Here is a 14,342-nt window from a genome sequence, read left to right as displayed (position 1 = left end):
GCCACGAGATACAAATGAGCCACTCAGGTAGGCGGGTTTCCTGACTTGAGTGAAGTGGCATCCTCCTTGCTTGAATCCCACGTTTTTAAAAGTGGGTTCCTCCTGCCTCCTGCTCCCTGCCTCCTTTACACACCTATTTTTTCCAACTCAAGTTCTGCTGCTGCTTCTTTCATAATTTCGCTCAGGAACCTATAAGCTTCTTCCCATGCCTTTCGCACTGGCGTACTAAACTCTTCACCCAGTCCTTGCGCTAACGTCCACAGCAACGCTTCCCCGACAATATCGTAGTATTCAGCCTTGACGCCAAAGCCCGCATGGCTGCGACCCAGCTTCTGGACGGGACCGATAATTTTATCGGGGTGACGCAAACCTTCCACTGCGAGAGCAAGCGTAGCCATTAACTTACGTTCCTGTTCTTTCATATCCCCCTTAAACAGAGAACGAAAAGAAGGTTCTAATTCAAACAGCCGGTTGTAGAATAGTTCGGCAGCCTTATCAGAAATAGGCTTGACTTTGGCGAAAGATGACTGAACCAAGTCCACCTGACTTGTAGCCAACTTTTGGGTGGTTACTAACGTCCAGGTTTCTACATTTCCTAGGTTTTCAATATTCACCGATGGGTTCTGCACGAATGTATAGCTATCTGCTACCCGTTCATACACACTCTGAGTTAGCAAAATATAGTTCAACTCAGTTTTGCTCTGTAAGCGGCTTGCCAAATATACCGTTTCGCCCCAGATGCTATATCCAAATTTCTGGGTTCCGACTACTCCTGCTGTGATTGGGCCTGCATGAATGCTGATGCGTAAACCCAAAGCAAAATTACGGCGACCATTTTCCCGGCGTTGGATAATGTCTAACATGGCTAGAGCAAAATCAACCGTTCGTTTGCTGTGGTCAAATCTGATTTGGGTGAGTCCACACACTGCTACGTAATCTGTACTAAGAGTGTTTTGCCGTTCTATGCCAAAATGTTCTGCGGTTTGGTCAAATTCATCAAATAGTTTCGTAAGCAGTTCTGTTACCTCTATCGGTGACATTTGCTTGCTCAACTCAGCAATACCTGCCACATGGGCATTGAGAATGGTTACTTGCTTGAGGCTGTCGGCAATTACTAACTCTCCTTCGTTCCGGCGATCGGAGATCGCGCTGGGTAGGATATTATGCAAGAGAATATCATTCTCTTGCTTCTTGGTTTCCAGTTGCTCCTGGGTTTGGCGTAATTTGTTCGCCACCTCTTTGAACTCTGTTGCCAATTCCCCAAACTCGTCTTGGGATTTCACGTCAACTTCCACATCCATTTCCCCGGCACTAAGTTTCCGGGCGCTATCAGTCAAGCGACGCAGGGGAGAGGTAAAAATCTTTGCAGCAATTGCTGCTAAAAACGCCGTTCCCAGTAGAAAAAGCACCGCCGCAATCAACAAAATCACCTGTAAAGTGTAAAGCGGACGATAAGCTTCGCCCACCTCCATTTCTGCCAGAATCGCCCAATTTAAGCCGTTCAACTTCAAAGGAGCGTAGGAACTCAATACCTCTGCCCCCCGATAGTTGCGGTCTACCATCATGCCTTGTTTTCCTGCTAAGGCAGCTTGGGCGGCTGGAGAGTTGATTTTCTGTAAGCCAATGGTAGTGTTGAAGTTCTCCATCAGTTGCAGAGTTGTCTGGTCAGTCCCCGTGTAACGAACCACGTTTTGATATTTTTTGGGGTCTTCAACCCAAAAACGGGATGTGGAACGCATTAAGGAATCCGGTCCTACTAAATAAGCTTCCCCCGTTTTCTGCAAACCACTGGCTTCCCAATTATTACTCCGGCTAATTGCCTGGTCGATTTTTTCAATGGGAATTTGCACTGCTAAAATGCCAATCATGTTAGAACCGCTATAAATGGGCGTTGCCAAGAAAGCGGCTGGAGCGTTATAAGAGGGGCGGTAAGGTTGGAAATCAGCAACCTGAATGCTACCTTGTGTAGGATTTGACTGGACTTTCTGCAGCAAATCAGTTAGTGAACTCTGGGCGTAAAAACCCTGTAGTCGATTAGTGGCAAAATCTGTTTCTTTAAAATAGGAATAGATGATATCCCCGGTTTTATGATTAATCAAAAATAAATCGTAATAACCGAATTTTTGGATAATTCCTGCAAATATTTTTTGATATTTGGCATGAGCTTTGCTGTAATCGCTGCCATCACCAGCATCTAGTAGCTTGTCTTTTTTGCCGACTGGATTGGGATTAGAAGCAATGTAGTGATACTGGAGATAGCGAGCTGCTTGTCCGGTGGGACGATAGACACTGGGGTTGAGTTCTTGTGGGGATAGATTACTTTTCAACCTAGGGAAAAATTGCTCGGTGTAGTAAGTATCCAGCGCTGTATCCCATTCGACGGGAACAAAGTTGCGCTCCAGGTTGCGGAAACTCCCATTCAAATCCACCATCGCTTTAACAACGTTGCTGTCTGCTGCCAGCATTCCTACTTGGTTGTTCAAATTTTCAAAGTACGATTCAAACTGCTCGGCTTTGGTGCTGCTGATACCTGCAAGTTGCTCGGCGATTTTGCTTCTGAGGGTCGCTTGTGTTTGATACCAACCAATCCCACTAACTACCACTACAGAACCGAGGCTAACTCCTAGGAGCAATGCTTGCATTTTGGATTGAATTGTCCAGTCGCCGAGTAGTTGGAGATTACCCAGTTTTAGATTACCTAGAGAGTCATTACGGAATTTACGCAAGCGATTTAGGGGATTTAACATCTTTTTTACTAGCTAGAAATAGTGATGTAGATACCAATAAGCCAAGAAATTCAATATTTTTTCTAGGCTTGTTTAAGCTTTTTAGTGGGGAATGTATAATTCTTACTTATCTATATCACGTTAACTTGTTTAAGTCAAGCCATTTTCCAAGATTTTTGGAGGTAAATTATTCTGACTGTTAAAGTAGGAAAGGTAGGAAAGGTAGGAAAGGTAGGAACTTATTCTAAGCACGATTAAAAAATCAAAAAGTAGCTTATTATGGGTTTAGTTCTCACAATACAGGTCAACCCATGCTAACTGAACTTCAAAAAAAGAAATTGACTTATTACTTTCATACATTTGACGCTGATAAAAATGGGACTTTGGAAAAGTCGGATTTTGATAAAATTGTCAGTGGCTTTGCAGAAGCTTACAACATCGCACAGGATTCAGAAACCTACCAATATATTTCCTCAACCTATGGTAAGCGCTGGGAGGCTCTTGCCAAAGAGGCAGACACAAATGCCGACAATAAGGTGAGTTTAGATGAGTGGCTTTCCTATCAAGACAAGTTACTGACCGATCCCAAAAGCGACTTTCTCTGGCTCAAAGTAGCAAGTATGTTTATCGACGTTCAGGATGTCGATAAAGACGGTACATTGAGCCTTAATGAATATAAAGTTATGTACAAAATTCACGGGGTTGGTGATGAAAGTTTAGCCGCAGAAATTTTTGCAAAGCTGGATTTTGATGGGGATGGCAAAATCAGTAAAAATGATGCCATGAATTTAGTTGCTGATTTCTACTTGAGTGACAACCCACAAGCGCCCGGTAACTTGTTCTTTGGTGCTTACGAGTAAGCTGACACTTAAGGATTCAGAGCGCAGATAGATGTTGCCTGAGAATCTGAAGTCATCGGATTCTCAGGCAAATTGTATCTGCAATCCCGGCAATCTATATTTAAAAAATAAAAAACGAATATTCGATAGTTACCCTAATATATATTGGGAGCATCTCAATGAAAGCAGCCAAGCTAGAAATTGGACTTTTGAGGCAGGAGGAAAGAGTCAGAAGGAAAGAGCCAGAATAAGCGTTTTTACAAAGATGAGATGCTCCCTAGATATTTTCCCGGTTTTGGTTGAATTCCTATTTTTTTTATTGCACTTAGTATCAAGACGCCACCCTTAAAAAACTCTAAGCATTCTGTGTTATACCTTTGGCATTGACGACAATAAAATTTTCGCCGGGAACTATCAGATAGAGGGGTTGACAAAAAGTCGGTAAATCTCTGACTAATCACTAGGAAACCTGATGTAACTATTAGGTATACTTTTGACAAAGAATTATAGTGATGGTATAATTTGCGTTCAGTTCAAGGGATCATCTCAATGAAAGCAGCCCACCTAAAAATTGGATTTTTGAGGCCCGAGGCTGTGAGGCAGGAGGAAGAAGGAAGGAGCCCGAAGAAGTCTTTTTACAAATATGAGATGCTCCCCAGTTCAAGATCAATTTCTTTGTGGAGGAGATCAAGCTGGTGAATCGAGACAGAGCGCTCCCTAAATTCAGCCCAGTTGAGCGAAAAGTTATGAAAATCTTAAATCTAGCCTTAGTCTTGGGAACAAGCGACAACAAAGTATTAGTATAGATGACAAAGGTATGAATATAAAGCCTCAGAAGCCAGCTTCTTTAAAAATAATTTTTAAGCCGAGCAATGCCTCGTTAATGCTCATGAACGTAATTAATTCAAGTGACATTCTTAAGCGCTATGCCGAGCAGGAACGAAATTTTCAAAATCTTAACCTTAATCGAGTTGACCTGAAGGGTGCTAACCTACAGGGAATTGATTTTAGTTATGCCAATCTTAATAGTGCCGATTTGAGTTCCGCCAACTTAAGCGATACAAATCTGATTTGGACTGATTTGAATCGAGCCAACTTAAAACAGGCAAACTTAAGTAAAGCCAGTCTGCTCCACAGCAGCCTTTTTTGGGCGGATTTAAAGGCAGCCACATTAGTTAACGCCAACCTGAGTCATGCTCTCCTAAATCATGCAAATCTAACTTCGGCTTGTTTAAAGGGTGCTAATTTAAGTGAAACGTCTTTAGAAGGCGCTTGTTTGGTTGAAGCAATTCTGAGTCAAGCCAATTTATTGAAAGCAAACTTGAAAGGGGCGGATTTTACGGCAGCCAATCTTGATGAAGCAAATCTGCGTCAGACAAATTGGGAAGGTGCTATCTTAAGCCAAGCCTCGTTACAGCGAGTTGATCTGGAGGAGAGCCAGCTTAATGAGGCAATTTTAAAGAGAGCTGATTTGACAGAGGCTGATTTGGTGAGGGCTGATTTGAGATATGCGGATTTGACAGAAGCAATTTTGTGCCGAGCTGCTCTAGAGTTAGCCAACTTAGTGGGCGCTGACTTAAGCCGTGCTACTCTAAAAGGAGCCTCTCTATTTCAAGCTGATCTAAAGGGGGCAGTTTTACGAGATACCAATCTCGGAGAGACGGATCTCAGACACGCCAATTTTAAAGATACTCAGCTAATGGGTGCTGATTTCTCTGGTTCTCGCGTCAAAAAAGCCTGTTTTACAGAGGCTCAAGGGTTAACTTGCCAACAGAAGCAGTGGCTCAGAGCTAATGGAGCGTTGAATATCCCAACCTAGTGCAAGGAGGCAGGAGGCGGGAGGCAGAAGATAGGAGGCAGGAGGCAGGAGGTAAGAGGCAGGAGGCAGAAAGCAGGAGGCAGAAAGCAGGAGGCAAAAAGGAAGAAAGCTTGTACAGTAAGCTTTTTAACCTTTTTGAGCTGGTGTTATTTCCGCCGTGATGTACTAGCAAATTGTTTTTTGAATGAAAAATATTGAAGAACTTGTTGAATTTGCGATCGGGTTAGTTGCTACAGAAACAGGGTTTTCACTTAACTTTATTCAAAAGGTAATCTTGCGAGAATCTTTACTTGAAAACAAAAAAACTTACGCTCAACAAGCTGAAGAAAATCACTACTCCGAAAGCTATATTAAGTTTTCAGTTGCCCCTAAACTATGGCAGTTGCTTTCACAAGCGATTGGTGAAAAAGTTAATAAAACGAATCTCTTGGCGCTGCTAGAACAGCATTTGGTAAATCAGAATAATCCTTCGCCGACTGAGACAACAACAGCAATGTCTGGGGTGGGCTTGACTGCTGAACACTACGTTTTAGAATCTCCAGAAGGACAGGTTCCCCTCGCTTCGAGCCTGTACGTTGAGCGATCGACTATTGAACAAACCTGTTATCAAGAAATTCTTCAACCCCGTGCATTTATTCGTATTAAAGCACCCCGAAAAATGGGAAAGACTTCCTTAATCGCACGCATTTTGGATTATGGGAGCAGTCAGAATTACCACACAGTAAGACTTAGCTTACATTGCGCTGGTACAGAGGTGTTTGCTTCGAGCGATCGCTTCTTACGCTGGTTCTGTACCAATGTCACTCAACAGTTGGGTTTGGCATCTAGATTAAATGACTACTGGGATGAGGATATGGGAGCCTTGATGAACAGCACGATTTATTTTCAAGGTTATATCCTCAAGGAAACCTCTAACCCTATTATTTTAGCACTAGATGGTATCGACCAATTATTTGAGTATCCAGGACTCGCTGGTGATTTTTTCGTTTTGTTGCGTTCCTGGTATGAGGAAACAAAGGACACTTCGGTTTGGCAGAAGTTACGAGTCGTGATGGCTCATTCGGTTGAGGTTTACATTCCGTTACCCACTAATCGCTCTCCGTTTAATGTAGGATTGGCGATCGAACTGCCGACATTTAGCCCAGAACAGGTGCAGGATTTAGCTCAACGCCACCAGCTTCCACTCACGAAACTTGAGCTCGATCAGTTAATGAAGCTGACTGGTGGCTTTCCGTATTTAATTCGACTGGCATTGTATCACAGTATTCGCTTGAAACTCCCTCTGCAAACTTTACTGCAAGATGCTACAATTGATAGGGGAATTTATCAAAAACATCTTCAGTCTCTGTTGTGGAATTTTCAACAGCATCCTAAATTAGCTGACGCATTTCAGCAGGTCTTAACGGCTCCAATCCAGTTAGAGACTGAGGTAGCGTTTAAGTTAAAACGTTTAGGATTGGTGCATCTTGTCGATAGTCAAGCAACTGTTAGCTGTGAGCTATATCGCGACTATTTCCGCCATTATTTTTTTTGTTTTTGAGCAGCATTATCTGTGACTTAAAGAAATTGTTTCACGTTAAATCATCTCACATTTGGCTAATCCCAGTGATTTTTTCTCACTTGTGACAAATCCGAGATTAGTTCTTGGGATATGGTTTCCAAAAGCAGTTTTCGATTGGTTGTTAGGAACAAGTGTTTGCCCGGTATCATATGCAGTTGGAATGTGTTCTTGGTATGCTGATGCCAACCTGAGATATCGTCCTGACTAATCAAAGAATCTTGTTCACCACCCCAAGCGGAAATTGGACAGTCCAATGGCTCTTTATTTGAGTAGATATAACTCTGCACAAGTTGATAGTCTAATCTGCAAATAGACATAAAATGCTCCATGAACTGTTGATCTTCCTGAACAAAGCGAGGTATTTCTATCGATTTCAGGATTCGTTCTTCAGAAAAAGACTTGTCCTTGGGCCAGTGAGCAGTAACAGCTTGAGGAGCGAAAAGTCCACCAACGAGCAAGTGCATTGGGCTACAACTATACTGTTGGCGAAGTAGATGGGCAACTTCAAAACCAATCAAATTTCCCATGCTGTGACCGTAGAAAGCAAATGGTTTGTCGAGATGGGGAATAAGAACCTGTGCCAGGGTTTCCACAAGTGGCGCAAACTGAGTGAAGGGCTGTTCGCTAATGCGATTTTCCCGCCCTGGTAGCTGAATCGGGCAAACTTCAATCTCTGGTGGTAGGTGGTCTGACCATTCTCTAAATACGGAAGCAGCTCCTCCTAGGTAATGGAAGCAGAACAGACGTAAACGAGCATCTGGCTTTGACTTACGGTAAGCTATCCAGTTACTTGCAGGCTGTTTAACTACAACTGAGTGTTTAATTGATTCTAATGAACCTTTTGGTGTCAATTGCTGGGTTAGCTCTTTTGCCAGTTCAACGATGTTGGGATTTTCAAGCAACTTCCTGGGTGGCAACACAACACTCAAGCTGCTCTCCAACAAATTTCTTAGCTCTATGAGGGTCAAAGAGTCGAGACCCAACTCATTTAATGATTGTTCGATCGCTATTTGTTGGGATGAACTCAACCCCAAAACTTTAGCAACTTGCTCTTGAACATGAGCAATTAAAAGTTCCAGGCGTGTTTCTGGACTTACCTGTTGTATTTGACGCAAAAATTCAAGTTGTTTAACTCGCAGTTGCTTGCTTTTCTCTAGCTGCTGCACCTCTTGGCGAGCTAAATCCGAGAATAAAGCTGGGTAAGCATGATTTGGGAATTGCTGGAGATACTTCGACCAATCATACGAAAACACGCCAACTTGTACAGCATTTTGTTCCAACAACTCTCCCAACACCTGCAATCCCAGTTCGGGGGGAATCATGCCCGATCCGCGTGCCGATCTGCGAATTTGGTCGCGACTCGCCAAGTTGGCTGCCATTCCTGCCTCTGCCCAAGCCCCCCAATTGATGCTCAATCCAGGCAGTCCCAATCCCCGACGATAATGGATTAGGGCATCCATGAACGCATTGGCTGCTGCATAGTTTCCTTGACCCCGCGTGCCCAGCAATGCCGTGACTGAGGAAAAACAGACGAAGAAGTCTAGGGGCAAGTTCTGAGTCAAGGTATGCAGATTCCATGCTCCTTCCACCTTGGGAGACATTACCTGAGTAAAACGCTCCCTGTTCTGCTGCAACAACACCCCGTCGTCAAGAACTCCGGCAGCATGAACTATCCCGCGCAGCGATATCCCGCTTGCTTGAATTTCCGCCAGTATCCGAGCTACATCTGAAGGATTAGCAACATCGCCCTTGACAACATTAACTTGAGTTCCAGATTGTTCTATTTGAGCGATCGCTTCTTGTGCGATCGCCGTTACCCCACTTCTACCCATTAAGACTAAATGCTTCGCTCCTTGCTCTACCATCCACTGAGCGACCTTAAGTCCTAGCGCTCCCAAACCACCAGTAATCAAATAGCTGCTATTTTCTTTAATAGAAAACTGCTTTGAATCAGCACTCTTCTCAATTTCTGGCATTGAAATTACTACTTTGCCAATATGCTTGGCACCTGCCATATACCGGAAGGCACTTACCACATCAGATACAGGAAAATTTTTATACGGTAACGGTTTCAGACGGCCTTGTTTGAACTCGTGCATCAATTCCCGGAGCCTCGTCGAGATGAAGTCAGGGTTTTGCCGCCTCACCTCGCCTAAATCAAAATGAAAATAGGAAACGTCGGGTCTAAATTGAAGCACTCGGCTCTCATCCCAAATGCCAATTTTCCCAATTTCTACAAAGCGACCATTTTTTCCCAACACCTCAAAGCTTTTTGCAATAAATTCGCCATTTAAACTGTTGAGAACAACGTCCACTCCCTGTCCGGCAGTGATGGTCATTATTTCATCAGCAAAATCCAAGCTGCGGGAGTTCATTACACATTTCACTCCCATTGACTTGAGGAATTCCCACTTGCCTGGACTAGCCGTAGCAAAAACCTCTGCCCCTGCTCGTTGAGCCAATTGAACTGCTGCTTGACCTACACCCCCAGCAGCAGCGTGAATTAACACTCGCTCTCCTGGTTTGATTTTCGCCAGATAGTTTAACCCGTAGTAAGCGGTCAAAAAGGCTAGAGGGATAGTGGCTGTTTCGGCAAAACTCAAATTCTCTGGCTTGGGGACGGTCAACTCAGCAGGAACCGTGACAAAACTTCCTAAAGCTTTGTGAACGGGCATCACTGCCATTACTTCATCGCCCACATGATGGTTCTTAACTCCTTCTCCAACTGCCACTATCTTCCCGGCACACTCAAACCCAAAGGTCATGTCGGCAGCACAAGAGATGCCCATATGCTTTGCATAATATTCTTTGAGCACTCCCAAGGCGTTGAGTACATCTCGGAAATTAAGTCCAGTGACGCAGACTTGAATTTCTACCTCTCCCCGCTCAGGTGGCTGGCGCTTCATTGGCACCAAGGAAAGATTTTCTAGACTCCCATAATTGGATATCCTCACTTGCAAAGGCTCTTGGGAAAGCGGAGGCGTTTTACTTGCAGTTTCTACTTTGTCAGAAGTACGTCGCACTAACCTAGCAACGTGACGGACTCCCTGACGGTAAGCAATCTGGTTTTCTGAATCTGGGAACCACAGTTCTTCTAACAGGAGTTGGATGTCGCTTTCCTCAAATAATGGCGGTAAGTCAAGACACGTGCAGTGCAGTTCTGGATGCTCCATTGCAATGGAGCGACCTAATCCCCACACAGGAGCTTGTTGTATTTGCAGGGAACCTAGCGCTGGTTCTACAGCCTGAGATCCTTGAGTTACTAGCCACAAATGGGGAAGAGCAGACCACCCAGCTTGGATTATCGCTTGCACTAGAGGTAACACGCTGCCACAGCCCAAAACTTGAGCATTTTGTAAAGCCGCCAGGGAGTCTGCCTGTGTCTCTTCCAGACTCCACAGGTGAACTACCCCACGATAAGGAGGTTGACTGTCGCCGACGATATCCTCTAGCAAGCGCTGGAAGTCGTTTGGATTGGCAGGATTAAGGCGATAATGCTCTCTCGAAACCTGCTCGTAAGCGAGTCCGACAGAGACCAGGACACAGAACGCGCCCCGTTCTGTCAGCCGTTCGGCGAGCTTGATCCCAATCCCGGCTGCGTCGGCAAAAATCAGCCAACTGCCCAGTACCTCCGTCGGTAGCGGCTCTGAAGGGCGATCGATCGGCTGGGGTTGCCAAGCAAACTCGTACAACCAGTCCCCTAAATTCTTGTTTTGGAGACTGCGTAACAATACAGCACGACTTGCTTGGCGACACTCGTACCCAATTACTTCTGCGATTATCAGTCCGTTCTCATCGAACAGAGTGACATCTGCAACCAAGCTTTGAGGATTCGCTCTGTCTTTTTCCCGCTTTTGAGCGTGACACCAAAGCTGACTAAAATTACTGGGACGTTTGTAGAACTTAAAGCCCGCTATTTGAAAAGGAACATAAATAGCATCGCTACTGGTTTTTTCCTCAAACCAGCATACAGCCGACGATTGAAAACAAGAATCAATCAAACCTGGATGAAGCTGATAACCACTTAAAGCGTCCTCTGGTAAATCAGGAACGTGCATTTTTACTAAAGCTTCTCCCCCTTTGCGCCAGATCGTTTCCATCCATTGAAACGAAGCTTCAATGTTGAATCCAATCCTCGCAAAAGCTGCGTAAAATTCTTGTCCAGACATCTCTCGATCGCATCGCTCTTTAATTTCTTGCCAACTCAGCCAACTCGCTGCTGTAATTGACATTTCTTCAGCAATCCGAACTTTTCCAGTTGCGTGTAACATCCAGGAATTAGTATCATTATCGTTTTGTTCTTCCCCTGCTTTGAGGCTGACTAGCTGGAAAGAAGTTTTTTCAGCTTGAGGCGTTAGAACCAATTGCACGAGCCGATGACTTTGCTCTAATAGGATCAGAGGTTGTGGTATATACAACTCCTGTATTTCGCAGGATTGGGTGCCAAAAGCTTCCTTAACTGCCGATAAAATCATTGAAACATGGGATGCCGCAGCAACGACTACTGTTCCATATATCTTGTGGTCATTTAGATATGAAGGTCGATCAAGCCTAAATAGGGATTCAAAGCGAATTTCTTGAGAAAATGGTAATCGCAGCCGTTGACCGAGCAGAGGATGATATGAATTGGGTAGCGAAGATGGGGAAGGCGCGATCGCATTTTTTTGTGTCGGTTCAATCCAATAACGCTGTCGCTGCCAGGGATAAGTTGGCAATTCTACCTTGCTGCGGTAATAATCACTGTCAAAACCCGACCAATCTACCTTAAGGCCGCGCACATATAATTCGCCCAAGCTGTGGAGTATTTGCTCCCAGTCCTGCTGTCCTTGACGCAAACTAGGAAGCCAAACTCTCCCGACTTCTGGTATGCACTGACGACCCATTCCCAACAAGATTGGCTTCGGTCCTATTTCCACAAACACTTCAAAACTTTGTCGATCGAGTGTTTCCATACTCGCTGCAAATTTGACGGGTTGGCGGATGTGACGGCACCAATATTCGGGGGTTGCTATTTCAGAGGTGGCCAATTCTCCCGTGACATTGGAGATTAACTTTATTTGCGGTTCCGAGTAGGCGATCGTTTTGGCGACTTGTGCAAATTCCGCTAGCATTGGTTCCATTAAGGGCGAATGGAACGCATGGGAAACTTCTAAGGCTTTGGTCTTCACCCCTTGAGCTTCTAAGGTGGCACAGACATTTTCTATGGCTTGGCTTCTACCGGAGATGACGATGCTCTCTTGACCGTTGACAGCAGCGATCGCAACTTCATCTGTGTAGGGTTGAATTGCCGCTTGCACCTGCGCTTCGGAAGCCAACAGTGATACCATCTTGCCATCAGGCGGTAGAGCCTGCATTAAGCGTCCCCGAGCCGCAATTAGCCTCAGACCATCTTCGAGACTGAATACGCCTGCACTTACAGCAGCTACATATTCGCCAACACTATGACCCATAACGACATCAGGTTCTATCCCCCAGGACTTCCACAATTGCAACAGAGCATATTCCAAGGCAAATAAAGCGGGTTGGGTATATGCTGTTTCGTTGATGGGTGAAGTTTCTCCAGGTTCTGGATATAAGACTTCAAGCAGGGGTTTTTCCAGGTAGGAACGCAGGATTTCGTTACAGCGATCGAGACTTTTGCGGAAGGTAGGCTGAGTCTGGTAGAGTTGCCTTCCCATGTGGAGATACTGGGAACCCTGACCCGTGAATAAAAACGCTATTTTTGCAGACTTCTGACTGCTTACTTGTTTGCTTACCAGTCCAACTGTTTCTTCCCCAACCGCAAAAGCACCAAGTTGCTCTTGCAAATGTGCGATCGATTCAGACACTACTGATAAGCGGTAGTTAAAATGGGTGCGCCCGGTATTAGCAGTAAAACAGACATTTGCCAGGGCGATCATCGGATTTTTACCTAAAAACTCCTGATAGCGTTGTGCTAATTCTTGCAGCGCTTTTTGGGTCTTTGCTGATAAAGTTAGAAGATGTAACGGACGCTGGAAAGCAGAATTAATTTCGTCAGTAGCCTTTTGCTCGTCATTTTCCGCAGGTGCTTCTTCCAAAATTACATGGGCATTAGTGCCACCAACGCCAAAGGAGCTAACTCCAGCGCGTCTGGGAGTCCCGTTAGTTTTCCATTCCGACAGCTTCGTATTGACATAAAAAGGACTATTGGCAAAGTCAATATTCGGTAATGGTTGTTCAAAATGCAAGCTGGGCGGAATTAATTTATGTTTAAGTGCTAGGACAGTCTTAATCAGCCCTGCTACACCAGATGCCCAAACCAAATGTCCAACATTTGTTTTCAATGAACCAATTGCACAGAAACCCTTTTTCTGGGTACTGGTACGAAAAGCTTTTGTTAAACCTGCAATTTCAATTGGGTCACCAATAGGTGTTCCAGTGCCGTGAGTTTCTATATAATTAATGGTTTCGGGGTCAATCTCAGCTAAGTTTTGAGCTTCCAAAATCACTGCTGCTTGACCATCGACAGAAGGAGCTGTGTAGCCAACTTTCTTGGAACCGTCATTATTAATAGCTGTTCCTTTGATAACTGCGTGTATGCAGTCACCCGCAGCGATCGCGTCTGTGAGCCGTTTCAAGACCACAACTCCTACACCATCGCCATATACAGTTCCCTGGGCTTTGGCATCAAAAGCGCGACAATGGCCATCGGGAGAAAAAATCATTCCTTGTTGATAGAGATAACCTGCTTTTTGAGGAAACCGGACTGTAACCCCACCAGCTAGAACCATGTCGCATTCGCCTTGCAACAAGCTTTGGCAAGCCAAGTGAACAGCTACTAAAGAAGTCGAACAGGCGGTTTGAACATTGACAGAAGGTCCACAGAGATTCAGTTTGTAAGAAACCCGTGTGGGCAAAGAATCTTTATCGTTTCCAATCCTCATTTGGAAACTGCTCAATGATTGGAAACTGTCAAATGAGTCTTTTAGGTCAGGGTTTGAATAGAGGTTGTTGAGCATATAGGTGCTCATGCACGAACCGGCATAAACACCAATCAAACCCTCGTAAGTTTCTAAATCGCAGCCAGCGCTTTCAATAGCTTCCCAAGCACATTCTAGGAAAATCCGGTGTTGCGGATCTGTTATGGCAGCTTCTTGGTCGTTGAAGCCAAAGAAGCGAGCATCAAACAGGTCAACATCTGACAAAAAGGGGTTAGCTTTAACGTAATTTGATTGACTCAACAACGTCGGGTCGATCCCTGCATCTAGAAGTTCCTCATCAGAGAATTGGGAAATAGATTCCACCCCATTTTTAAGATTCTGCCAAAATTCATCGAGATTGTTCGCCCCTGGAAAGCGACCTGCCATCCCCACAATGGCGATCGCTGACCGATCAACTAAATCAAGGGAATCTAATTCCTGCATCTGCTTGTCCTT

5 protein-coding genes are annotated in these 14,342 nt (G+C 44.7%); 3 read left to right on the top strand and 2 right to left on the bottom strand.

All coding sequences use genetic code 11. The features are described from left to right. Positions 1-125: 125 nt before the first annotated feature. Positions 126-2,747 (bottom strand): adenylate/guanylate cyclase domain-containing protein, encoded by a 2,622-nt coding sequence (locus tag QUB04_RS03495; RefSeq protein WP_333281073.1) that lies wholly within the window; start codon positions 2,745-2,747, stop codon positions 126-128. Positions 2,748-3,037: 290 nt separating this feature from the next. Between QUB04_RS03495 and QUB04_RS03490 the strand changes: the two genes are divergently transcribed. The 3 genes from QUB04_RS03490 (at position 3,038) to QUB04_RS03480 (ending at position 6,924) form a co-directional block, all read left to right on the top strand. After that, the gene (locus QUB04_RS03490) at positions 3,038-3,586 is read left to right on the top strand and encodes an EF-hand domain-containing protein (protein WP_333281070.1); all 549 of its coding nucleotides are present in this window, start codon (positions 3,038-3,040) and stop codon (positions 3,584-3,586) included. A gap of 796 nt (positions 3,587-4,382) precedes the next feature. Beyond that, positions 4,383-5,384 (top strand): pentapeptide repeat-containing protein, encoded by a 1,002-nt coding sequence (locus tag QUB04_RS03485; protein WP_333281067.1) that lies wholly within the window; start codon positions 4,383-4,385, stop codon positions 5,382-5,384. A gap of 184 nt (positions 5,385-5,568) precedes the next feature. Continuing rightward, positions 5,569-6,924, top strand: coding sequence for an AAA-like domain-containing protein (locus QUB04_RS03480; protein ID WP_333281064.1), 1,356 nt, complete (start codon positions 5,569-5,571; stop codon positions 6,922-6,924). Between the two features lie 56 nt (positions 6,925-6,980). Here the strand turns inward: QUB04_RS03480 and QUB04_RS03475 are convergent, their stop codons facing one another. Further along, positions 6,981-14,330 (bottom strand): SDR family NAD(P)-dependent oxidoreductase, encoded by a 7,350-nt coding sequence (locus tag QUB04_RS03475; RefSeq protein WP_333281061.1) that lies wholly within the window; start codon positions 14,328-14,330, stop codon positions 6,981-6,983. Positions 14,331-14,342: the final 12 nt, after the last annotated feature.

Source organism: Microcoleus sp. D2_18a_B4 (assembly GCF_036702475.1).
In the GTDB taxonomy this organism is placed as follows: Bacteria; Cyanobacteriota; Cyanobacteriia; order Cyanobacteriales; family Microcoleaceae; genus Microcoleus.
This window is presented reverse-complemented; position numbering and strand designations above follow the sequence as displayed.